Annotated in this window: 16 protein-coding genes; 5 read left to right on the forward strand and 11 right to left on the reverse strand. The window is 55.0% G+C overall.

Annotated elements, in window-relative coordinates; translation table 11 throughout:
- The first annotated feature begins 148 nt into the window (after positions 1-148).
- From AYK82_RS12995 to AYK82_RS13005, 3 genes are read left to right on the forward strand one after another with little or no spacing between them, the layout of a single operon-like run.
- The gene (locus tag AYK82_RS12995; RefSeq protein ID WP_208976496.1) at positions 149-709 is read left to right on the forward strand and encodes a PadR family transcriptional regulator; all 561 of its coding nucleotides are present in this window, start codon (positions 149-151) and stop codon (positions 707-709) included.
- Between the two features lie 13 nt (positions 710-722).
- A complete protein-coding gene (locus AYK82_RS13000) occupies positions 723-1,826 on the forward strand; it encodes an efflux RND transporter periplasmic adaptor subunit (RefSeq protein ID WP_068316539.1) in 1,104 nt (367 codons plus the stop codon).
- Positions 1,823-5,272 carry an efflux RND transporter permease subunit gene (locus AYK82_RS13005; protein WP_068316540.1) on the forward strand — a complete coding sequence of 1,150 codons (3,450 nt, stop codon included), beginning with the start codon at positions 1,823-1,825 and terminating at the stop codon, positions 5,270-5,272. The genes AYK82_RS13000 and AYK82_RS13005 overlap by 4 nt, the downstream gene beginning before the upstream one ends.
- 338 nt (positions 5,273-5,610) lie before the next feature.
- Here the strand turns inward: AYK82_RS13005 and pssA are convergent, their stop codons facing one another.
- The 5 genes from pssA to AYK82_RS13030 form a co-directional block, all read right to left on the reverse strand.
- Positions 5,611-6,528, reverse strand: a complete 918-nt coding sequence (gene pssA / locus AYK82_RS13010; protein ID WP_082733926.1) for a CDP-diacylglycerol--serine O-phosphatidyltransferase — start codon at positions 6,526-6,528, stop codon at positions 5,611-5,613.
- Between the two features lie 42 nt (positions 6,529-6,570).
- Positions 6,571-7,272 (reverse strand): phosphatidylserine decarboxylase, encoded by a 702-nt coding sequence (locus AYK82_RS13015; protein WP_068316542.1) that lies wholly within the window; start codon positions 7,270-7,272, stop codon positions 6,571-6,573.
- A 146-nt stretch (positions 7,273-7,418) separates the two neighbouring features.
- Complete coding sequence (locus AYK82_RS13020; RefSeq protein WP_068316543.1) at positions 7,419-9,314, reverse strand: ABCB family ABC transporter ATP-binding protein/permease; 1,896 nt, start codon at positions 9,312-9,314, stop codon at positions 7,419-7,421.
- 72 nt (positions 9,315-9,386) lie between these two features.
- Positions 9,387-9,764 carry an ArsR/SmtB family transcription factor gene (locus AYK82_RS13025; protein ID WP_068316545.1) on the reverse strand — a complete coding sequence of 126 codons (378 nt, stop codon included), beginning with the start codon at positions 9,762-9,764 and terminating at the stop codon, positions 9,387-9,389.
- 244 nt (positions 9,765-10,008) lie between these two features.
- Positions 10,009-11,298 carry an Ig-like domain-containing protein gene (locus AYK82_RS13030; RefSeq protein WP_068316548.1) on the reverse strand — a complete coding sequence of 430 codons (1,290 nt, stop codon included), beginning with the start codon at positions 11,296-11,298 and terminating at the stop codon, positions 10,009-10,011.
- Between the two features lie 284 nt (positions 11,299-11,582).
- On the opposite strand from AYK82_RS13030, the gene AYK82_RS13035 reads away from it, so the two are divergent.
- Positions 11,583-12,158, forward strand: a complete 576-nt coding sequence (locus AYK82_RS13035; RefSeq protein WP_068316551.1) for an LOG family protein — start codon at positions 11,583-11,585, stop codon at positions 12,156-12,158.
- Between the two features lie 80 nt (positions 12,159-12,238).
- Here AYK82_RS13035 and rarD read toward each other — a convergent pair whose 3' ends face one another.
- The 3 genes from rarD to cysS form a co-directional block, all read right to left on the reverse strand.
- Positions 12,239-13,174, reverse strand: a complete 936-nt coding sequence (gene rarD / locus AYK82_RS13040) for an EamA family transporter RarD (RefSeq protein WP_068316555.1) — start codon at positions 13,172-13,174, stop codon at positions 12,239-12,241.
- Positions 13,175-13,418: 244 nt separating this feature from the next.
- Entirely contained in the window at positions 13,419-15,014 is a 1,596-nt protein-coding gene (gene cimA, locus AYK82_RS13045; protein ID WP_068316558.1) for a citramalate synthase, read from the reverse strand.
- A 117-nt stretch (positions 15,015-15,131) separates the two neighbouring features.
- A complete protein-coding gene (gene cysS, locus AYK82_RS13050; RefSeq protein ID WP_068316560.1) occupies positions 15,132-16,586 on the reverse strand; it encodes a cysteine--tRNA ligase in 1,455 nt (484 codons plus the stop codon).
- Between the two features lie 266 nt (positions 16,587-16,852).
- Between cysS and AYK82_RS13055 the strand changes: the two genes are divergently transcribed.
- Positions 16,853-19,048 carry a L,D-transpeptidase family protein gene (locus AYK82_RS13055; protein WP_208976497.1) on the forward strand — a complete coding sequence of 732 codons (2,196 nt, stop codon included), beginning with the start codon at positions 16,853-16,855 and terminating at the stop codon, positions 19,046-19,048.
- 576 nt (positions 19,049-19,624) lie between these two features.
- Here AYK82_RS13055 and AYK82_RS13060 read toward each other — a convergent pair.
- The 3 genes from AYK82_RS13060 to AYK82_RS13070 form a co-directional block, all read right to left on the reverse strand.
- A complete protein-coding gene (locus tag AYK82_RS13060; protein WP_068316566.1) occupies positions 19,625-20,161 on the reverse strand; it encodes a CreA family protein in 537 nt (178 codons plus the stop codon).
- A gap of 189 nt (positions 20,162-20,350) precedes the next feature.
- On the reverse strand, positions 20,351-21,553 hold the full coding sequence (locus tag AYK82_RS13065) for an MFS transporter (RefSeq protein ID WP_068316573.1): 1,203 nt from the start codon (positions 21,551-21,553) through the stop codon (positions 20,351-20,353).
- Complete coding sequence (locus AYK82_RS13070) at positions 21,546-22,313, reverse strand: DeoR/GlpR family DNA-binding transcription regulator (protein WP_068316578.1); 768 nt, start codon at positions 22,311-22,313, stop codon at positions 21,546-21,548. Before AYK82_RS13070 ends, AYK82_RS13065 begins: the two co-directional genes overlap by 8 nt.
- Positions 22,314-22,497: the final 184 nt, after the last annotated feature.

The following is a 22,497-nucleotide window of genomic DNA, read 5'->3' on the forward strand; positions in this document are numbered from 1 at the left end:
CCACTAAAGAACGGGTTGCCAAGCCTTTTCTCGGGGTTCGATTTACAGGCTCTGTATATTGACATATATCGAATTGATAGACTAAGAGTATATCGCATTGATACATACTAAGTGGTTTGCCATGTGGCGGCTACAGAGGTTTCAGGCGATGTCGACACGACGATTTTGCCTTGCGGTGCTCTCTATGGGAGAGGCCACAGGGTACGAGATCAGGAATGCGGCGCGAGAAGGGCAATTCAATGTTTTTGTGAATGCCAGTTTCGGGTCAATTTACCCCTGTTTGAAATCCATGAAGGACGAGGGTCTCGTCGCCCTTCGGGAAGAAAACGAAAATAACCGACCGGCGCGGAAGGTCTACTCCCTGACCGAACATGGACGCCGGGCATTCATTGATGAATTGCGCAAATCTCCTGTCGAGGATGTGTTTCGCTCTTCCTTTTTGTTGGCAGCTTTGTTTGCCAAACTTTTGGGCGAGGAAGAGATCGCACGGCAGCTTGATCAGCGTGAAGCCTATATTCGGCGCTTGCTTGCCGAACTGGAAGAAGAGTTGCGTACCACTGCTTGCCATGCGGCCCGTTGGACGATGAGTTACGGGGTGCATACGTACAAGGCAAGCCTAACCTATATTGTAGAAAACAGAGATACATTGCTGGCGCTGGCCAAGACTGCCCCAGGCCTTCCTCAGCAGCTCTCGCAACCGCAAGACTAGCGGAGAAAATTCAATGGGAATTCGTTTTTCACATTTGCTAGCCCTAGGCATAGCCGGAAGTGCCGCGTTGTGGATGGCCTCTGGCACTGTTGTGCAAAGTGGTCAGGGCGAAAACGAGGGATCGACCCCTCCCCCCGCACAGCGTAACGCAGAACAGGCAGCCAAGCCGTTTTCTGTACGTGTAACAGAGTTCAAGGCCATCGAACGCCAGCCGGTTCTGGAGATGCGTGGCCGCACCGAGGCGGACGCCAAGGTGGAAGTGCGCGCAGAGACCAGCGGCATTGTTGCCAAGCGTCCGGCCTTTGAGGGTGCCCGGGTGAAACCTGGCGAACTGCTGTGTGTGCTTGATCGCGGCGCGCGCGAGGCGCGGGTGTTGCAGGCCAATGCCAAACTGGCTCAGGCCGAGCTTAACTATGAAGCTTCGACGAAGCTAAGCGGCAAGGGCTACGCCGCCAAGAACAAGCTGGCAGCGGAAAAAGCCTCGCGAGATGCGGCAAAAGCTGCTTTGCAGGAAGCGGAGATCGAGCTGGCACGGACGGAAATTCGCTCACCAATCGCTGGTATTGTTGAAGCGCCACTGGTTGAAGAGGGTGCAATGCTGACCATTGGTCAGACCTGTGCCAAGGTGGTCAATCCCGATCCTATGCTGGTGGTGGGTGCTGTCTCGGAGGGCGATGTCAAAAAGGTCGCGCTTGGTCAAAAAGCCATCATCAATCTGGTAGGCAATGAGCAGGTGCTTGGCGATGTTCGCTATGTGGCGCAATCCTCTGATCCGGACACTCGCACATTCCGCATTGAACTTGCGGTAGACAACAGCGAGCGCAAGCTGCGCGACGGGATGACCGCTGTGGCTATGCTGCAATTGCCACAGGAGCACGCCCACTACATTTCCCCTGGGATCCTGACCCTTGATGATCAGGGCCGGGTTGGCGTGCGCGCTGTGAACAGCGACAATCTCGTGGTGTTTTACGAGGTGCAGTTGATCGGCGGGGATACCAAAGGTGTTTGGGTGAATGGCTTGCCGGATTCTGTCAATATCATCACTGTCGGGCAAGACTACGTGGGTGAAGGGCAAAAGGTAACCCCTGTTCCCTATGCGGCGGAGAGTAACTCATGATCTCTTTGCTGGAAACAATTCTGCAACGCCCCAAGACCGTTTTTTCGCTCATGGTGGCTTTACTTATCGGCGGGATTGTCTCTTATGTGACAATCCCCAAGGAAGCTGATCCCAATATTGACGTGCCTTTCTATTATGTTTCCATCGGCCAGCAGGGTATTTCACCTGAGGATGGCGAGCGGCTCATCGGCCGGCCCATGGAAGCAGAGCTGCGTGGCATTGAGGGGCTGAAGGAGCTTTCCACGATCTCCAGTGAGGGGCACGTGGGGGTTCTGCTTGAGTTCAACATCGATGTGCCGAAGGACGAGGCGATCTCCAATGTTCGCGAAAAGGTAGACCTTGCCAAAGCCAAGCTGCCTGCTGATGCGAATGAACCGACGATCAACTCCTTCAATATGGCGCTCAAGCCAACGATCTCAATTGCCCTTTCTGGCAATGTGCCTGAACGGACGCTTTATCGCGAAGCGCGACGGCTGAAGGATGTGATCGAGGCAATTTCGTCGGTCAAGGAAGCCGAGCTTTCCGGTCACCGCGAGGAGCTGCTTGAAGTAGTCATCGATACGATGAAGATGGAGAGTTACAAGGTCACGCAGGCCGAGCTGCTCTCTGCGGTTTCGCGCAACAACCAGCTGATCCCGGCGGGTGTGCTGGAAGGGGCAGGCGGGCGCTTTAACATTAAAGTTCCCGGCCTTGTAGAAACCGCAAGCGATGTTTACGCCCTGCCGCTGAAGCAACAGGGTGAAGCTGTGGTAACGCTTGGCGATATTGCCACGATCAAGCGGACTTTCAAGGACCCAAGCAGCTATGCGCTGGTGAATGGCGAACAAGCCATTCGGCTGGATGTGGTGAAACGTATCGGGCAGAACATTCTTGAGAACAATGCAGCGGTGCGCAAGGCCGTTGCAGAAGCGACCAAGGATATGCCTGAAACGGTGAAAGTCAGCTATATGCTGGATGAATCCGATGTGATCCACAAAATGCTGAGCTCGTTGCAAGGCTCGATCATGACAGCTGTGATGCTGGTTATGGTTGTGGTGGTTGCTTCCTTGGGGCTGAAATCCGCATTGTTGGTGGGCTTGGCTATTCCAACAAGCTTTATGGTCGGCTTCCTGATCCTTTCCGGCTCTGGCATGACATTGAACACCATGGTGATGTTTGGTCTTGTGCTGACAGTTGGTTTGCTGGTTGATAGCGCCATTGTGATGGTGGAATATTCAGACAGGAAAATTGCCGAGGGTATGGAAGTGCGTGCTGCCTATATCCGGGCGGCAAAGCTGATGTTCTGGCCAATCTTCTCGTCCACCGCAACGACGCTTGCCGCCTTCCTGCCGATGCTGCTTTGGCCCGGTGTTTCGGGCAAGTTTATGAGCTATTTGCCGATCATGGTGATCATCGTGCTGTCGGCATCGCTGCTTACAGCTGTGGTGTTCCTGCCAGTTACCGGCGGCATCCTGTCCAAAGTGTTCGCGTTTGTTGGCCGGCATGGCGAACGCATTTGCGCGGTTGCCCTCGGGGCTGTGGTTGGCTTGTTTGTCGGTGGTTTGCCGGTATTTGCCCAGTTTGGGGTGGCCGCGCTTATTGTTGGCATGATTATCGGCGTTATCGCGCTTTACGTCCCGTTGGTGCGTATGTTTACGCCGCTGATCGCGTATTCGCGGCGGCGCGCGGAAGAGCGTCACGAGAAAGAGCTGGAGGCAGCTAAAGTCTTTGAAGGGCGCCGCTTTGACCCTAAAAAGGTCAAGGGTGTCACCGGGGTTTATGTGCGTATGCTTGCGCGTATCGCAGGAACACGCCTTGGTTCTGTCATCGCGATTGTTAGCGTTATTGCCTTGTGTGCCGGTATCTTCATGACGTTTGCCAGCAACAACAACGGCGTTGACTTCTTCGTTGATGACGAGGCAAGCCAAGCACAGGTGTTTATCTCTGCAAGGGGTAATATGTCTGCGGATGAAGCGCTCAAACTTGTGCGCGAAGTGGACAGCATTGTGCTGGGCGTTAAGGGCGTGAAGAACGTGGTCACAACCGCTTATCCAAGTGGTGCTCGCGGATCGAACAATCAGGATCGCCCTGCCGACACCATTGGCCAGTTGTCTGTGGAGTTTACCGATTTTTGCTGTCGTCGCCCTGCGGTGCAAATCTTTGCGGAAATCCGCGAGAAAACCAGCAGTATTCCCGGCTTGAAAGTGGAAACCCGCGCCATGGAGGGCGGTCCACCTCAGGGGAAGGATGTGCAGATTCAGGTCACCTCAGACAACTATCAGGCGATGGTTGCGGCTGTGGGGCGGGTGCGCGAAAAGCTGGATGCCACTGAAGGGCTGATGAACCAAGAGGACAGTCGTCCCCTCCCCGGTATCGAATGGCTGCTCACGATCGATCGTGAAGCCGCGGCGCGATATCAGGCCGATATTGCATCTGTCGGTGCTATGGTGCAGCTGGTGACAAACGGAGTAAAAATCGGCGACTATCGCCCTGGCGACAGTGAAGATGAAGTGGACATTCGTGTTCGTTTGCCAGAGGGCGAACGTACCATGGCCCGCTTTGAACAGCTGCGCCTGCGCACACCGCTTGGTCTTGTTCCCCTGTCAAACTTTGTCAAGCAAAGTGCGCAGCAAAAGGTATCGTTCATTACCCGGCGCGATGGTTACTACGCCATGGACGTCAAAGCGAGCATTGATCCTGCTGGCGAGCTGCGCAAGGACCAGCACATCGCCAACCTGCATGCGTGGGTTGACGGGGAAACATGGCCTGAGAACGTGACGCTAAAGTTCCGTGGCGGTGATGAGGAGCAAGCCAGTTCACAAGCTTTCTTGATGAAGGCGATGATTGGATCTCTGTTCCTGATGTTGATCATTCTGCTGACGCAGTTCAACAGCTTCTACCAGACGTTCTTGACACTGACGACCGTCGTGCTCAGCGTGTTCGGGGTGTTGCTTGGCATGTTGGTCACCGGGCAAAAGTTCTCGGTTATCATGACCGGAACGGGCATTCTGGCGCTGGCCGGAATTGTGGTGAACAACTCGATTGTTCTCATCGATACCTATAACCGCTTCCGCCATGACGGGATGGTGCCGCTTGACGCGATCTTGAAGACCGCAACCCAGCGGATCAGACCAATCCTGCTTACCACGACAACAACCATTGCCGGTTTGCTACCAATGGCAACACAGTTGAGCTTCAACTTTGTTGAGCGCGTCACCAGCTATGTGACAATCACGTCAGCATGGTGGGTGCAGTTGTCGACCGCTGTGATCTTCGGTCTAGGATTTTCGACCTTGCTTACTTTGGTGGTGATCCCGACTTTGATTGCAGCTCCCAGTGTGTGGGTGCGTGGCTTCCGACGCGGGCGGCGCAGGCGGACAGGCAAAGCAGATCTACACCAACGGCTGCTTGAAGATGACAGTGCTCTGGAAGAGCCGAAGCGCGCCGCTCCAGTGGCCGCGGAATAGAAAATACAGTGTGTGGCGGTTCCGCCGCACACCATTCAAGAAACATGTAAAAAAGGGCTAGGGCGTATGCCTTGGCCCTTTTTTGCCGCTTGGCTGCCAGCAGGCTCTACAGATTTCACCTAGCTTTTTGTTGTGCTCAGTTATGCGCATTCTGCGGCATTCGCTTTATGGCTCTTTCTTTGTTGGAATTGGCTTTCCTCCTAGTTCCGTTCCTCTAACTTGTACGTTGCTTGGTTGAATCCCACTTGTGCATATACCCGCAGCGACAATTGAAAAGGCCAGCGCTTCATGCGCTGGCCTTTTCAATTGGATAAACAAATAGCGGAGAGAGCGCCTAGCTACAGCGTTTCTTCATCAAGGTTTTTGGCAAGGCTGTCATCTGCGTTTGACCATTGTCCCTTGTCGCCAGCTTTGCGATGTGCCCTGTATGAACGCCAAGCTAAAGGCATGATGGCCAAGTAGGAAAGTGTGATTACGCTAAGTAGCTCATAAGGATAGCTGAGCAGCAGGCCAACAAAGGCGATAATAATCACGATGATCGGCAATACGAATTCACGGCGTACTCGGGTACCAAGCTGTTTACCGGAAAATGTTGGCAATTGGCTCACCATCAGCAAGCCAACGCCTACCGTGTACAGCGCCACCAGCGGAGCCAAGCCTTCCCAGTGGGGCAGGCCCAGCTTTTCCAGATACACCGGCAACAAGACCCCCACCGCGCCTGCAGGGGCCGGCACCCCAGTGAAGAATTTGCCAGCCCAATCCGGCTTGTTCGGATCATCCAACGCCACGTTGAAGCGCGCAAGGCGCAAGGCACCGCAAATGGCATAGAGAAGCGCAGCAATCCAGCCGATGGAATCGAAGGATTGCAGCATCCACGCGTAAAGCAGGATGGCAGGAGCCACACCGAAATTGACAAAGTCGGCAAGCGAATCCAGTTCCGCCCCAAAACGCGAGGTGCCCTTTAACATGCGGGCCACACGGCCATCCAGCCCATCGAGCACAGCCGCCAGAATAATTGCGCCCACGGCGATATCCCAGCGAGCTTCCAGAGCCATACGAATGGAGGTAAGTCCGGCACACAAGCCTAACAGGGTGACAATATTGGGCACGATCATGCGCAGCGGCACGCCCCGGATTTGCTTCTGCTGCTTCGCCTCTTCAGCGGTGGATGCGGAGACGCTGCCTTCCTGCTGTGTATCTTGCGAGGATGGCTGTGCCCGCCCTTCCGTATCATTGGTATGCTGCTGACTTGTCATGTCTTCCTGTCACCCTAAATTGTATTATTTGTTTACGTCCGACTAGGAAACGCGGGTGACAGGGTCGCTGGCGTCTGTTGCCTTTAAGTCTGCCAGAATGCTTTCGCCGGCAATCATGGTTTGGCCAAGCGCCACCGCAGGTTTGGTACCAAGGGGCATGTATACATCCAGACGGGAACCAAAGCGGATCAGGCCGAAACGATCACCGGCGGAGATGGTTTCCCCTTCCTTAACGAAGCAGACAATACGGCGCGCCACTAGTCCGGCGATTTGCACAACGCCGATGCGGGTTTCGTCGTTTTCGATGATGATGCCATTGCGCTCATTGTGCTCGGAGGCTTTGTCCAGCTCGGCATTCAGAAATTTGCCTGCCTTGTAGGCAACGCGGGTGACGCGACCTTTCATCGGGGCGCGGTTCACGTGGCAGTTAAAGACGTTCATAAATATACAGACGCGCATCATCTGCTCTTCGCCCATGTCGAGCTCTTTTGGCGGAACAGCAGGGCCGATCAGGCAGACTGTGCCATCTGCTGGAGAGACGATGAGGCCGTCTTTCACCGGTGTGACGCGGGCGGGGTCGCGGAAGAAGTAACAAACCCACGCGGTGAGGATCAGGCCAATCCAGAAGAGTGGATCAAAGAAGTAGCCTAGAATAAGGGTAGAAACCGCCGCTATGGCGATGAAAGGATACCCTTCGCGATGGATAGGGGTAAGAGTTTTGGAAATGGTATCGGCGAGCGACATACTATCACCTGTGTTTAACAAAAGTGGAAGAGCGTGGCTTTGCCTTGCGCCGATGCAGCGGCACGAGAGGCAAAGCCAACTCTATTTCTCGAAGTATGCTCTTACTCTTCTAAAGGAGAGGTTGCAATCTCGCTTTACCACTTCGGTTATTTTCGTGTGATAAAGCCCTCGTCTTCGGCCCGAATTTCTTCCAGTTTGGCTTCGGCCTCATCCACTTCGCGCTGGCGTGCCCACATGGAAGCATAGAGGCCGTCTAGCGCCATCAGTTCCGCATGCGTGCCCTGCTCTACCGCTTCGCCTTCCCTCAGCACGAGAATGAGGTCGGCGCTCACAACGGTAGAAAGGCGGTGGGCAATGACCAAGGTTGTGCGATCTTTTGCCACCAGATCCAGTGCAGACTGGATCTCCCGCTCGGTATGGGTATCAAGCGCGGACGTCGCTTCATCGAGAATCAGAATTGGCGGGCTTTTCAAGATTGTTCGCGCGATAGCGACCCGCTGTTTTTCGCCGCCCGAAAGCTTGAGACCACGTTCGCCTACTTCGCTGTCAAAGCCTTGCGGTAGTTTCTCGATAAACTGATCGATCTGCGCCAGTTTGGCGGCCTCACGCAATTCTGCATCCGTGGCATCGGGGCGGCCATAGCGCAAGTTGTAGGCGATGGTGTCGTTGAACAGCACCGTATCTTGTGGAACCATACCGATATTGGCGCGCAGGGATTTCTGCGTCACCTCGGTTATGTCTTTGCCATCAACGGTAATCTTGCCGCTAGTGGCCTCATAGAAGCGGAAGAGCAAGCGCGAGATCGTTGATTTACCTGCCCCTGATGGCCCAACGATGGCAATTGTTTTGCCAGCAGGCACTTCAAAGCTGATCCCCTTCAGGATCGGCCGGTCCGCATCGTAATGGAAGTGGACATCGTCAAAGCGAATGGTGCCACGTGCGATGGCGAGTTCTTGCGCGCCGGGTTTGTCCTGTATTTCCGGCTCCACGGCTAAAACAGCGAACATGGCCTCCAGATCTGCAATGCCCTGACGGATTTCACGGTAGATGAAGCCGATGAAATTTAAAGGGAACGAAAGCTGCAGGAGCAAGGCATTAATGAGCACGAAATCACCAATGGTTTGCTCGCCAGCCTCGATTGCCATGGCGGACATGACCATACAAAGCGCCATGCCAATGCCAAGGATCATCGTCTGACCGAAGTTAAGCCAAGCAAGTGACGTCCATGTTTTGGTCGCTGCGCTTTCATAACCAGACATGGCCCTATCGAAGCGGCCAAGCTCCATTTCCTCGTTGCCAAAGTATTTAACTGTCTCGAAATTCAGCAGGCTGTCCACGGCCTTGGTGTTGGCGTCATTGTCTGCCTCGTTCATGGCGCGGCGGATTTTGATGCGGTTATTCGAGGCAGCAACTGTGTAATAGGTGTAGGCAACCACTGTTGTTGCCACAACCACAACATACCAGAAGCCGAACTGGTACCAGATGACAATTGCCATGAAGGCGAATTCGATCAGGGTCGGCAGGCCATTCAAAATGGTGAAGCGAACAATACCCTCGATACCTTTTACGGCGCGATCGATCACGCGGGTCAGTCCACCAGTGCGGCGGGCCAAATGGTAGCGCAGAGAAAGCGCGTGCAAATGCTCAAAGGTTATTGCAGCCAGTTCGCGCACCGCGTGCAGGCCGACACTGGCAAAGATCGCATCTCGTACCTGATTAAGCGCAACGGCTAGAACACGCGCGGCATTGTAGGCCAGCACAAGCATGACCGGCGCAAGCAGCACGGGCGGCAGCCAGTCTGGCAGTGCATTTTGCTCGCTCAATGCATCTGTTGCCCAGCCGAAAAAGTAGGGCGAGAGCACGGTGACGAATTTGGCGACAAGCATGGCCAACATGGCCCAGACCACCCGCCGCTTGAGATCGGGTCGATCACTGGGCCACATATAGGTCCATAGAATGGAAAGAGATCGCCAGATGCTGGCATCATCGGCGTTGAGCGCTTGCGGGCGCAAGCGCGGTTTGGGTGCGGTTGGTTGTGTCATTCTTTTGTGGCTCACGGCTTACCGCGCGCGCTTGATAAGCGGCGCTTGCGGCGTTTGTGGTTGGCTAATTTGTTATGCGTCGTCTTCAGGCAGTTTTTGAGCCGTCGGGCTGTTTTCCAGCATTTTTAAGAAGCATGACATGCTTTCTCGAGATGCTGCTATGCTGTCGGCATTTAATCGGATGCAGGTGGTGCGCCCTTTGGTGGTCATGGCAATGAGTTCTGCCTCGGCCAGTACCTTAAGGTGCTGAGAAACTGTGGACTGAGCCAAAGGCAACCAAGAGACCAAGTCAGCACAACATGCTTGTTCGCAATTTGAAAGACTACGAAGGATTTCGAGGCGTACCGGATGGGCCAAAGCCTTGGTCAGCGCTGCCAATTGCCGGTTTTGCGGGGTATCGGCGTCAAAGGTGCAGTTTTTTTTGCGCGCGCTTTTGTTGCTTAGGCTCATGAATAATCCTGATCTACGGCTTTTTTGGGTGCGAGATGCCCGCTAAGCTCTTGTGCGCATGTTTGCGCGATGTAAATTCATCGTCAAAAAACGATATTATAGTCTTTAGACGATTGCAAGGAAGGAATATGAATTTGTTTAGAGAGCGTTCAATGCGCAACGTCCTGCAGGAAGGCAAACAACAAAAAGGCCGCCGAAGCGTTTCGGCAGCCTGATGCATTATCCTTAGGAGCTAGGTGCGGATCTATTCGCTTTGGGCGCCATCCAGCTCCAGCTGCTGTTCTGTCCAGTTTTCATCACGTGTGGGCAGAACGAACACTTGCCCGGGGTAGATCAGATCCGGATTACGGATCTGGCTATCATTGGCACGGTAGATGGTGGTGTAGCGATAACCGGAGCCGTAGAGACGGCGAGAAATAGTCCAGAGATTGTCACCGCGGCGGATGATAACGTTCGGCAGCTCGCCCAAGTTAACATTGGCGCTTGCACCATTGGCAGTGGAGCCGGTGCCAGTCGCGGCTAGTTTGACCGGCTGCAAGATGACCTGATCCTTGGCTTTGTTGAAGGTGACTTCAGCGCGGGCTTCCACTTGCCCCTCGTTTGAGGCCACCTGATCGGCGCGCACATCCACCTCACCGTCCTTAACGCTTTTGTCCGCCTCAACCAGCCAGCGACCGTCTTTTTCTGTCTTGGTTTCGCCAACCAGTTCGTCATCCACATAGACGCGGACTTTTGAGCCGGGTGTGCCATCACCAGCCACATAGACCTTGCCCTGCTCCGCTTCAACAGCTTTGACGCGGACATCTGCCTGTGCTTGCCCGGTCTTGACAGGGGCATCATTGGTTGGCGCCGTTTCCGCTGCCACTTGTGGCTCTGGCTTGGCCTCTTGTGGCGCCGCTGGCTGCGCAACGGTGGTTTCAGGCTCCTGCAGAATGGTTGATGCGGTTTCAGGTTCGTTTAAAACAACCAGAACTTCCTCAGATTGTTTTTGCGGCACAGACACAGCGATATGCTGTTCTGAGGCCAGTTCCTCGCCGTTTTCGCTGGTTGCCGACAGGGAGACATCGTGCTCACCGGGTGCCAAGGGTTGATCCAAAATGATGGCAAACTCGCCATTTTCGTTGGCGACCGCCTTACCGATCACCTCGCCATTGGATAGCAGCGCGACGATGGCCCCAGCTTCGGAACGGCCCGCAATCACCGCATCGCCTGAGGGTTCGACACGTACAACATCAAAAGACGGGGTTTCGGAAGATTGCTGCGCGGTGTCGGCGGCGCTCGCGGCGCTATCTGCTGAAGCGGTGGTCGAGGATGCTGCTTTATCAGAGGCCGCTTCTTTTGAAGCTTGTGAGCCAGCGGGTGCATTTGCGCCGGTGGTGGCCTTGCCGTTCACTTTTGCCTGCGTCGAAGATGTCTGCGGTTGATCCAGTGGGCCTTCATCGACGACTTGCATGGTGTTTATTGCAGCGTAGGTTGCCCCTACGGCCACCAAGAGACCGGCGGCAATCGCCCAGTTTCTTCCAGATTTCGACATGGCTCTTCCCAGCTCCTTAACGCTTCATCGGCCGATTGCGTGGGTTTTACCACATCTGGCCGCAGATACCACTTAGCTGTTTGCCTGTGATCTACAAGATAAATGACTTGCGCTAAAAATGCAGCGGTGCCTTTATTTCTCTTGCGCTGGCAATAGTCGCCTTATGGTTGCAGTTTGTCTTGTTGTTATACATCTTTGCAATGCTAGGCAAGTGGAGATGAATTGTTGCCCAGCGCGGCACTATGACAGATCACAAAGTATGTGAGCAAAGAATTGGACCATAGATGAAAAAACTAGAAAGCATTTGCGTTTATTGCGGTTCGTCTCGTGGGCGCGGCGAGGTCTACGAGGCGACGGCAAGCCGATTGGGCGCGGAAATGGCGCAGGCTGGAATTCGGCTTGTCTATGGTGGCGGCTCTGTCGGCTTGATGGGAGTGGTGGCACGCTCGGTGCTGGATCATGGCGGCGAAGTTACCGGCATTATTCCCGAGTTTCTAAAGGATCAGGAAAAAATGCTGGAGCGGGCGCACGAATTGATCGTCACCCAAGACATGCATGAACGCAAACAGCTCATGTTTAGCCGTGCAGATGCGTTTATTGCCCTGCCCGGCGGCGTTGGCACGCTGGAAGAGCTGGTGGAGATGCTCACTTGGGCGCAGCTGGGGCGGCACAACAAGCCGGTGCTGCTGGCCGATGTGGATGGGTTCTGGAAGCCGTTCAAGACCCTGCTTGACCATATGGGCGAAGAAGGCTTTATCCGCAGCGGGTTGGAGGTACATTTTGATATGTGCGCCAATATTGAAGAGGCGGTGCCACGCTTGCAGGCAGCCTATGCGGCGCAGCAAGGCGAAGCTGATTAAACAACACGCGGCACTTGAACCATGCAAAAGGCGAATGTCTCGACCAGCTCGCCTTTTTTAATTTGAATACCTGTGACAATCTAGGCGTTGGTTTTACGCCTATGCGATCTAACACCATCATAGCTAAAGAGCGCGAGTGATAGCCAGATCAAGGTGAAGCTGGCAAGGCGGGCGGTATCCATAGGCTCGCCAAACACCCAAACGGCCATGACAAACTGAATGGACGGGGCGATGTATTGCATAAAGCCCACGTGTGACAGCGGCAGGCGGCGGGCGCCGAAGGCAAACAGGATCAAAGGCAACGCTGTGACAATGCCCGTCCCCAGCAAGGCTGCAAGCAGCCAAGGTTGCTGCAACGGGAAAGCATCTAGCCCCTGATAAGCAAAATAGAACAACCCGATCAGTGCCAGCGGAAACAACACAAGCACCTCAACCATTTGCCCTGCAACCGCTCCGACAGCCGTTTGCTTGCGCACGAGGCCATATAGAGCGAACGTAATGGCAAGGGAGAGAGACACCCACGGCACGGCCCCGACCAACAGGGTTTGGTAAAGCACAGCGAGGCATGACAATGCGATGGCGGCAACTTGTAGTTTCGACAGGCGCTCGGACAGGACGAAGACGCCAAGTGCCACGCTCACCAGCGGATTAATAAAATATCCAAGGCTGGCATCAAGCACGCGCCCAACTTCAACGGCCCAGATGAAAATAGTCCAATTGATCGCTGCCAGTGACGCGGACAGGGTTAACAGCAACGTCAAGCGGCGGTTCTTAAAAATCTCCAGCACCTGACCAAGACGGCGCTGCAGCGCCAGCACCAGCCCAACAACCAGTACAGAACCGATGATGCGGTAACAGATCACCATAACCGCGGGCACTTCGTCAGTGAGTTTATAATAGGCCGCGGCAACACCCCAGATCAGGAAGGCGCACAGCGCGGCAATAAAACCGGCGCGATAATCCGCAGCAGCAGTTTGGTCCGGCCCGCTGGCGGGCTGACTGACGGTGGTGCTCATTCAAGATATCCTTGGTTAGTCGAAGTGCGCGGCGCGCGCGTACTAACAGATGTTGGAGGTGTCCCGGCCATGTCTTGCTTTGCTTAAGCTGAATTGGTCGCGCTATGCTGGGCTGGCCAAGGCAAGCCAACATGGGCGATGTGAGCGGCAGCTGTCAAGACATGAAGCGCCCGCTCCTCTTGCAAAAACAGGCAGCGCTGACACTACCTGCTTACAAGATCGCACATAGCGCGAACCGTGGCTGTTAGGACGTGCTTGTCTTCAAGATCAGGTAGCGCACCGAATCTGTCAGTGCCTGGAAGGAGGCATCAACGATGTTCTCCGAAACACCAACGGTGAACCAACGCTTGCCGGTGGCTTTGTTCTGGCTCTCGATGAGAACACGCGTAATCGCGCTGGTGCCCCCGTTCAAGATGCGCACCTTATAGTCGATCAACTCAAGGTCAGCAATCAGTGTCTGATACTTGCCAAGGTCCTTGCGCAGGGCCAGATCTAGCGCGTTTACGGGGCCATTCCCCTCAGCGACTGACATGTAGATTTCGCCTTCCACATCGATTTTCACCACAGCTTCGGTGACGGTGATGCTTTCGCCGATGGCATTAAAGCGGCGTTCTACGCCGGTGCGATAGGAGATGACGTCGAAGAAGTCGGGCACGGTGAACAAGCGGCGACGGGCCAACAGCTCAAACGAGGCATCCGCTGCTTCATAGGAAAAGCCTTGGGCCTCTTTTTCCTTCACCTCTGCCAGCAGACTATCAAGGCGCGGATCGACCTTGTCTACTTTGATGCCAAGGCGGCTTAGCTCGCCCAGCAGGTTGGATTTTCCCGCTTGATCAGAAACGAGAACCCGGCGCTGATTGCCCACAATATGGGGCGGGACATGTTCGTAAGTTTCCGGCTCTTTTAGCAAGGCAGAGGCGTGAATACCCGCTTTGGTGGCGAATGCGCTTGCCCCGACATATGGCGCATGGATGTTGGAGGTACGGTTTATGATCTCGTCAAAGCTGCGCGAGAGGCTGGTTAACTCGCTAAGTGCCTCTGTGGTGATGCCAAGCTCCACGGTATCCTTAAAAGGTGCTTTGAGTATCAAGGTGGGGATCAGACTCATGAGGTTGGCGTTGCCGCAGCGTTCGCCAATGCCATTCAACGTGCCTTGGATTTGCCGCACGCCAGCTTTAACAGCGGCAAGCGAATTGGCCACAGCGTGGGCGGTGTCGTCATGAGCATGAATGCCAAGGTGGCTACCGGGTACATGCGCTTGAAGCGCCGTGATTATGCTGGTGATTTCATCTGGCAGCGTGCCGCCATTGGTATCGCATAGCACAACCCACCGAGCCCCTGCGGCATATGCGGTTTTGGCGCAAGCAAGGGCGTAATTCGGATTGGCCTTGTAACCATCGAAGAAGTGTTCGCAATCGACCATGGCTTGCTTGCCCGCCTGCACCGCGGCGCGAACGCTGTCCTCAATGCTTTGCAGGTTCTCCTCATTGGTGCAACCAAGGGCAACCCGCACATGGTAATCCCAGCTTTTGGCCACAAAGCACAAGGCATCGGCCTTTGAGGCGAGGAGCAATTGCAAGCCGGGGTCATTGGCGGCAGAGCGCCCGGCACGTTTGGTCATGCCAAAGGCGGTGAAGGTGGCGCTCTGTGTGCGTTTTTCTTTGAAGAACTCGGTGTCGGTGGGATTGGCGCCGGGGTAGCCGCCTTCCACATAGTCAACGCCAAGCCGCTCGAGCAGCTCTGCCACAGCGATTTTTTCCTCCAGCGAGAAATCAATGCCCGAGGTTTGCGCGCCATCACGCAAGGTTGTGTCGAAAAGATAGAGCTTTTCGCGCGCCATTGGTCCACTCCCCGCAGCGGCATTTGCAGGTTGTCCTGCTTGTTGGCGCCACTGCCTATCTGTTTGGTGATTGTCACCGGCGAGGTGCAGTGCCCCCGCCGATAAGTGGTGTTTTGGTTACTTCAAGGACCAGCTGGTCTCGATCTCGCCGGTATCTGGATTTTTGCTGTCTTTGAGCACAACGCCCTTTTGTGCCAAGGCATCGCGGATTTCATCGGACTTGGCGAAATCCTTGTCCTTACGCGCTTGCAGGCGCGCAGCAATGGCACTTTCGATCTCGGCCTTCAGCTCAGGCGCCACGTCGTCCTGTTGCGGCACGGCTTGCGCCTGCTCCTTGGCGAAGGCAGCAAGATCGAAACCAAGGAAAGCAAGCGTATCAACTAATTGCTGCACGGCTTCGCTGTCGCCGCTGCGGCCTTTTCTGGCCAGCTGATGCAGTGCTGCAAAGGCGCGCGGGGTGTTGAGATCATCCAGCAGGCCGGCCAAGGTATCGGCTGCTGGTTTTGGCTGCGTGCTTGGGGAGATGCTGTGCTTTTTGGCAAGCTCTGCCCAGCGGCCCAGCTGCTTTTCCGCCTCACCCAGCGCCTTGAAGGTAAAGTCAATCGGCTGACGGTAGTGGGTTTGCAGCAGGGTGTAACGGATGCCCTGCCCTGACCAGTTGCGGCCGCCGCGCTCTTCGGTTTCCAACAGTTCATGCACGGTAAAGAAGTTGCCCAGAGACTTGGACATTTTCTCCCCCTCAACCTGCAGGAAGCCATTATGCAACCAGACATTGGCCATAACCTCGGTGCCGTGCGCACAGCGGGATTGGGCAATCTCGTTCTCGTGGTGCGGGAAAGTGAGATCAATGCCACCGCCGTGAATATCAAAGGTGGTCCCCAAGTGTTTGGCGGACATGGCCGAGCATTCGATATGCCAACCGGGGCGGCCTTTGACTTTGATACCTGCCGGGCTCTCCCAGCCCGGCTCCCCCTCTTTGGAGGGTTTCCAAAGGACGAAGTCCATCGGGCTTTTTTTGTAGTCAGCAACTTCGACACGCGCACCGGCGATCATCTCGTCCATGGAGCGGCGGGAAAGCTGGCCGTAATCGGGCATGGATGGCACATGGAACAGGACATGGTCATCGGTTGCGTAGGCGAAGCCTTTGGCGACCAGATCCTCGATGATCTGCTTCATTTCCTCGATGTGCTCGGTGGCGCGTGGCTCGATATCCGGCGCCTCGGCGCCGAGCGCCGCCATATCCGCGTTAAACTGCTGGGCCGTGGTTTCTGTTAGCTCGCGGATGGGGATGTTTTCGGCGGCAGCGCGGGCGTTGATTTTGTCGTCAACGTCGGTGATGTTGCGCACGTAAGTGACGTGCTCTTTGCCATACAAATGCCGTAGGAGGCGGGCAAGTACGTCAAAGACCACCACAGGGCGGGCGTTACCGATGTGCGCGTAGTCGTAGACGGTCGGACCGCAGACATACATGCGCACATTGCTCGCATCGATGGGCACGAAGGCCTCTTTGTTGCGGGTAAGTGTGTTGGTGAGCTTTAGCCCCTCACCTGTTGCTGTTGCTTCAGCGCTCATGAACATCCCTTTATGGCCGGCTGGCCGGGCGTTCATCTGCTGCAACAATTTGGGCAGGGGGGAACGGCCACAGCCAGCGATTTCGCTAGCTGCAAATAATGGTGGTTGCGGAAATGATGATTCTCGCCGTTCTCATGCTTGGTGTTTTGGCTGATCAGAGCTGGAAAATCAAGCCTAATACGGCAGGTGTTCCCGAACTGTTAAATTTTTGCGGTTAAATGATGAGTCGGCGTCTACCAATAATCCGCAATCCTTTGGAGAATGAAGTGCTGTTTACGCGTTTGCTTATTGCTGTGTCCACCTCTGCCTTGATGTTGTCTTATGCCTGCGCCGGTGAAGTGGACGGGCAAGGAAGTGTGCCAAGTGCACTGGTAGATCCGCTCGATTTTGGTGCTGGAAAGCGCAGTAAACTCGCAGATGGTAAAGGGGCCATGCCGCAAGGCAGCAACCGCATTGAAACGCTGGCGCGCCCATCTGCCTTAAAGAAGTTGCAAAGCAGTGTGCCTGCGGCGCTACCGGTCTTGGAACGTCCGGTAACTGACGCATCGACAACGCCAGAAAATGCAAACCCGCGTGTTGCTGGTGACCCTGCATTTACGCAAGAGAACGCCGATCACTTGGAAGGTGAACCAAACTCACCAGAAACACCGCAGGAAGCCGAGCCGGAAACACGCGAAGCGCATAGGGAAGCGCTCCCCGTGCACGGCGAACAGCCTGTGGCTGCAAAAGGTGTTCCCGAGATAGTGGTTCCAGAGACAGATGTACCTGCTGCTATGATATCAGCGCCCGCGACGCAAGCGCCGGTTGCACCATCCCCCATAATAGAGATCGCAGCGCCCACCACATCACTAGAAGCGGTCAAACGAACACCCGATGCCGTGCAGCTTCCCGAAGCGGCGCAGTACGACGAGAGTGATGTAAAAGATCCGCGCAATGAAGCCATAGCGGCGGCGCTCGCCCCTGCCCGCCCACAAGCCCTTGCGCGGCTGACAAGTGAGCGAGACAGCAAGAAACTGCGCGGAGCGCTCAAGTCTTTTTATAATGCTCAGGATTACACCTCGCTTTGGTTTGGTTCCAAGGCAGCTGCGGCGAAGCGCGCAGAGGCACTGGCCTTTATCGGCGGCGCACCCGCGCACGGCTTGCTTGTTGCTGATTATTTGCCAGAGACATTGCCAGCGGACGAAACGCAAGCGGAACTTGTGCTAAGCGCGGCGCTTGTGAAGTATTCCCAGCATCTGGTGCGGGGCAAGCTGGTGCCCTCAAAAGTGCAAAATGAAGTTCACCTGAAACCCAAAGGGCTAGATCCGCTTGCCCTGCTGCAGGTCGTGCGCAGCGGCGGCTCGATTAGCGATTATGTGCTGGATCAGGCGGCACTGCCGCGCCGCTATGCGGCATTAATGGCTGAGTTGGCACGGTTGCGGACCCTAGATGTAGAAGATGATGTGCCCATGGTTACCGAGGGCCCAAGCCTTAAGCCGGGGGCAAGCGGTGAACGCCTTTCCCAGTTGCAGGCACGGCTATTCGCGCTTGGATATCTTGCTGAAAATGAGCTGCAAGAAACGCCGCACTATGACAGCAGCATCGAGGCGGCGGTGCGCCGGTTCCAGCAGGACAACGCCTTGCTGGATGACGGTATTGCCGGACACAATACTATAACCAGCCTCAATCGCTCACAGCGGGATAAAGAAGCGCTGCTCATTGCCAATCTGGAGCGCCTGCGCTGGGAGAATGGCAAACGCGAAGCACGTTATGTGGAAGTAAATATCGCCGAACAAGTGGCACGCATTTTTGAAGGTGGTCACGCGATCTATGAAACCCGCAGTGTGGTGGGCAAGCCCAAGCATCAGACGCCGGTGTTTTCCGACGAGATTACCTATGCGGAAGTCAACCCGTATTGGCACGTCCCCTACTCCATTGCTGTTAATGAGTATCTGCCACAGCTCAAGGCAGATCCCAACGCGCTGGCCGGAACCGGCATCCGCGTGTTTTACAAGGGACAAGAGATCGAACCGACACGGATTATCTGGAGCACCTTGCCAAAGCGCTACTTCAGCTTTGATCTGAAACAGGATCCGGGCCACGGCAATGCGCTGGGTGCGGTCAAGTTTATGTTCCCGAACAAGCACAACATCTATCTGCATGACACCCCGTCAAAGCGGCTGTTTGCACGCTCTTCTCGCGCTTTTTCGCATGGCTGTATCCGCCTGCAAGATCCTTTTGTGTTTGGTGAAGTGCTGTTTGGTGATGGTAAGATGACACAGGCTCGCTTTGAAACTCTTCAGTTTGAGGGGGAAAACCGTCGTTATGACCTACCCCAAGGTGTTCCGGTTCACCTTCGGTACTTTACGGCTTTTGCAAGTGAGAGTGGGCGCGTGATTTATCGACCAGACATCTACAAACAAGATGCAGCCTTGCTTGATGCCCTGCGCAAAGCATGGGTAGAAAACGGCGAGACCTCGTAAGACCTTGAGCGACATCACCTAAACACCCTCAGGAACGCCAGAGGTATCCGCTTGCATTTGCGCGATGCGGGTACCAGAAACACAGCCAATCTGTATTTCAGCTGGCGTCGATCTGCTGAGAGAAGTCGGAGGCACGCGGCACAGGTGTGTTGGCACGCTTGCCGCATTGCCAAATTTCGAAAAGTGTTATCCTATTATTTACTTGTTTATGAGAGTTTGACTAAACAAATAAATAGGACAGATTTTACTGTCATTTAGGCGAAGTTGCAAAGCAAAAGTCGGCTCAAGGCAAGGTAAAGTTGAGACAATAGCAAGAGTTCCAGCTGCTTCAGATTGTCTCAGATACAGCTGCCTGATTCAGAGCTAATATCTTACTAGAAAGGTGGGAAAAATGCGCCGCGTTGATCATTTTTGCCCCAGAACCGCCTTGTCGGTGCTTCTGGTGAGCCTGTTTATTGCCAGCCCCATTATTGCACTTTGCGCCCTGCGCCTGATGATTGGGCACTAACGCCTCCTTTGCGTTGCAAAGATAAGACGTGCCGCAGCATAACCGCGGCACGGGCGTTATAGCGCATGCTAGTCTTCCAGATTATCTGCGCATCTTGGAGCGGTTTTGTCGCCCCATGGCATAATAGGCACAGTGGAGGTGGAGTTTTTCGGGCTACCTTCAACCAGCTTGTCAGAATAGACGATATAGACCAGTACGTTGCGTTTTACATCGCAACCGCGCACGATACGCATTTTCTTGAAAAAGATTGAGCGACTTTTGCGATACATCTCATCGCCTTGCTCGAACTTGTCTTTAAACGCAACTGGCGCAACCTGACGGCAGGCAAGTGAAATGTCGGAAACTTCTTCCGCCAGCCCGAACATGCCCGAGAAACCACCTTTTTCCGGCACTGTGAAGTGACAGGCAACGCCCTCCACCACTGGGTCATCGATGGCGTAGGTTGCCAGTTTGTGATCGGGGCTTAGCATCTTCCAAACGGTTGACTTTTTGAAAATCAAATCCGGCTCTTGCGCTGTTGATGCGTTGGTGGCCACTAAAAAGGCACTGGTGGCAAGAATGGCGGCAAAGCCGATCTTACGTAGCGCGGGGAATATTGCTTTCATAAATCCTCTCCCAAAGCGGGGTGTGCTCCGCTTTCATATAAGGGCTCTTGCCACTATTGCGAGAGGTGCTAGGATAATTCACTGAAACTGACCAGAAAAGACAAGAAAAGGGCACCCCGCCAAACCTTGTCGCGCGCCAAGGATCTATCGGGAAGCAAGAGGGAGACTTGCGCGGCGGGGTGCCAAGTTTTATTCTGCGGCGGGCATATCTTGCAGCTCGCTTGCCTCCTCCTGCGGCTTCACCCGCAAGACCGGCGCTAATACGAAAATCAGCGCAGCAAGCACTGTGACGAACAAAAAGCCCATACGCAGGTTAGACACCTCCGCAATCGCGCCGATTACAACGGGGCCCAGCAATATGCCGCCGTAGCCAAGGGTCGCCACTGCAGCAATCGCGACCCCGCTTGGGGTATGCGGGTCGTTGGCAGCGCGGCTCATGGCCTGCGGAAACACCGTGGCATAGCCCATGCCCATGAAGGCGAAGCCAAGAATGGACAACCAAATGGTGTAACCGGATATGACCAACAAGCCACCGAAGGTTGCTGCGATGCCCGAAGCCTGCACAACACGCACCGGCCCAAAGCGGGCAACGAACGCATCGCCCATCAACCGTACGACAACCATGGCGACGGCAAACGCGGCGTAGCCGTATACAGCGGTGGATTCCAATGAACCTGTTTCCTCAATGAGATATAGCGCGCTCCAATCGGTGATGGAGCCTTCACCTAGCGCGGTGCATCCTGCCAAGAGGCCTGCAAACAGGAGCGGGCCTTTGGGCAGCGCCAAGGCGGGAGCCTGCTCCCCATGCGTGGTTTTCTGTGGTTTTTCCGGGGCATCCCATGGCAACATGCAGAACCAAATGGTGGGCACGGCAATGCAGGCAGCAAAAAGGATAAAGTGCACCGTAACCGACATATCAACGCTGATTGCCAGCACGCCGGATAACGCCCCAAGGCCGCCTCCTAGGGAGAACATGGCGTGAAACGCGGTCATAAAAGGCTTTTGCGCTTGGCGCTCCACTTCAGCCCCCCAGCCATTCATGGCGACTTCCATCGCACCGAGGGTGATGCCGAACAAAATCAAGGCAATGGCCAGCACGGTCACATTCGGCGCAAGCGCAATCAACGCGATCGCCGGACCATAGGCCGATACGCTCCAACGGGTGGCCGCGAGCGTGCCATACTTATCGGTGAGCCGACCGGCTATCGGGAACGCTGTTATTGCACCGGCTGCCATGAGCAGCAGCAAAATGCCGAGCGTGCCGCTGGAAAGCTGCATATTCTCCTTGATGGCGGGAATACGTGATGCCCAGACACCTATGAGGCTACCATTAAACAAAAACGCTATGGAGACAGCCCTGCGCGGACTGCGAATAGAATTGGGGTTAAACATACTCCAAATGAACTCCCTGATTTAGAAATGGAGTGCAGGTGCTTGGCGCTGCGTCTGTTACCAGTGCCGTAATTTTATCCAAGGGGGCAACTGCATGGCGGGCACGGGTACCCAACTTGTCTTTTTGGGCAAGAACAATGGTGCGTGTGGAGACGGCAAACATCTGGCGACGCATGCTTGCCTCATCATAGTCATCGGAGCTGGCGCCGCATTCCACATCCAGCGCGCATGTGCCCATGATGCAAAGATCTGTCGCGACATTTTGTAGTTCACGCTCCGCCGCCGCGCCTACAGAAATCGCCCCTTTGTCGCTGAGCCGCCCGCCGATAAGCAGCGTTTCGATGCCTCTTTCAAGGCCAAGCAGGGCAATTGCGGGCGCGGGCGTGATGATCATCAAGCCCGGCAAGGCGGGCATTGCACGCATGAACTCCAAAACCGCACGGCCGCCATCTGCCAGGATTACATTGTTTGCCGAGAGAAATGGGGCCCAAATCTGTTGCACGGCGAAGGCATGGGGCGTCGCCCCGCGGCTGCGCTGCGCGTATGAGGGCGATGGCGGGCGCACAGCAATGGCACCGCCGCGCACGCGCTCGATTTTTCCCTGCTCTTCCAAGGCGGCAAGATCACGGCGGATGGTGGCGATGGAAACGCCGAGCTCCTCGCAAAGCTTGGCGGTTACCAGCACTTCACCTGTTTGCACATGCTCCAGCAAAATGCCCTGCCGTACCTGCGGGTTGTTAAGATCAAGGTCTGTGCCCATGGAAACCAACCAGTTGCTGCGTGTTGTTGGGTGTGAGTGCGACTAGGAATAATTAGAAAACATCATATGAGATCAAAATAAATCATTTTCGATCACAATCAATCACTAGCACTCAGTCGTGATTTGGTCAAACTTTTCGTAGATATTCTGCCAAAATGTCGCGATGTCCCCGCATTTGGTTTTC

This window comes from Polycladidibacter hongkongensis, from assembly GCF_001561995.1.
Classification (GTDB): Bacteria; Pseudomonadota; Alphaproteobacteria; order Rhizobiales; family Stappiaceae; genus Pseudovibrio; species Pseudovibrio hongkongensis.

Bases quoted from the DNA above. Each gene is read 5' to 3' on its own strand.
- AYK82_RS13035 (WP_068316551.1), top strand. From the start codon at position 11,583: ATGAAAAAACTAGAAAGCATTTGCGTTTATTGCGGTTCGTCTCGTGGG.
- AYK82_RS13030 (WP_068316548.1), bottom strand. From the start codon at position 11,298: ATGTCGAAATCTGGAAGAAACTGGGCGATTGCCGCCGGTCTCTTGGTG.
- AYK82_RS13065 (WP_068316573.1), bottom strand. From the start codon at position 21,553: ATGTTTAACCCCAATTCTATTCGCAGTCCGCGCAGGGCTGTCTCCATA.
- AYK82_RS13025 (WP_068316545.1), bottom strand. From the start codon at position 9,764: ATGAGCCTAAGCAACAAAAGCGCGCGCAAAAAAAACTGCACCTTTGAC.
- AYK82_RS13015 (WP_068316542.1), bottom strand. From the start codon at position 7,272: ATGTCGCTCGCCGATACCATTTCCAAAACTCTTACCCCTATCCATCGC.
- AYK82_RS13020 (WP_068316543.1), bottom strand. From the start codon at position 9,314: ATGACACAACCAACCGCACCCAAACCGCGCTTGCGCCCGCAAGCGCTC.
- cysS (WP_068316560.1), bottom strand. From the start codon at position 16,586: ATGAGCGCTGAAGCAACAGCAACAGGTGAGGGGCTAAAGCTCACCAAC.
- rarD (WP_068316555.1), bottom strand. From the start codon at position 13,174: ATGAGCACCACCGTCAGTCAGCCCGCCAGCGGGCCGGACCAAACTGCT.
- cimA (WP_068316558.1), bottom strand. From the start codon at position 15,014: ATGGCGCGCGAAAAGCTCTATCTTTTCGACACAACCTTGCGTGATGGC.
- AYK82_RS13000 (WP_068316539.1), top strand. From the start codon at position 723: ATGGGAATTCGTTTTTCACATTTGCTAGCCCTAGGCATAGCCGGAAGT.
- AYK82_RS12995 (WP_208976496.1), top strand. From the start codon at position 149: ATGTCGACACGACGATTTTGCCTTGCGGTGCTCTCTATGGGAGAGGCC.
- AYK82_RS13060 (WP_068316566.1), bottom strand. From the start codon at position 20,161: ATGAAAGCAATATTCCCCGCGCTACGTAAGATCGGCTTTGCCGCCATT.
- AYK82_RS13005 (WP_068316540.1), top strand. From the start codon at position 1,823: ATGATCTCTTTGCTGGAAACAATTCTGCAACGCCCCAAGACCGTTTTT.
- pssA (WP_082733926.1), bottom strand. From the start codon at position 6,528: ATGACAAGTCAGCAGCATACCAATGATACGGAAGGGCGGGCACAGCCA.
- AYK82_RS13070 (WP_068316578.1), bottom strand. From the start codon at position 22,313: ATGGGCACAGACCTTGATCTTAACAACCCGCAGGTACGGCAGGGCATT.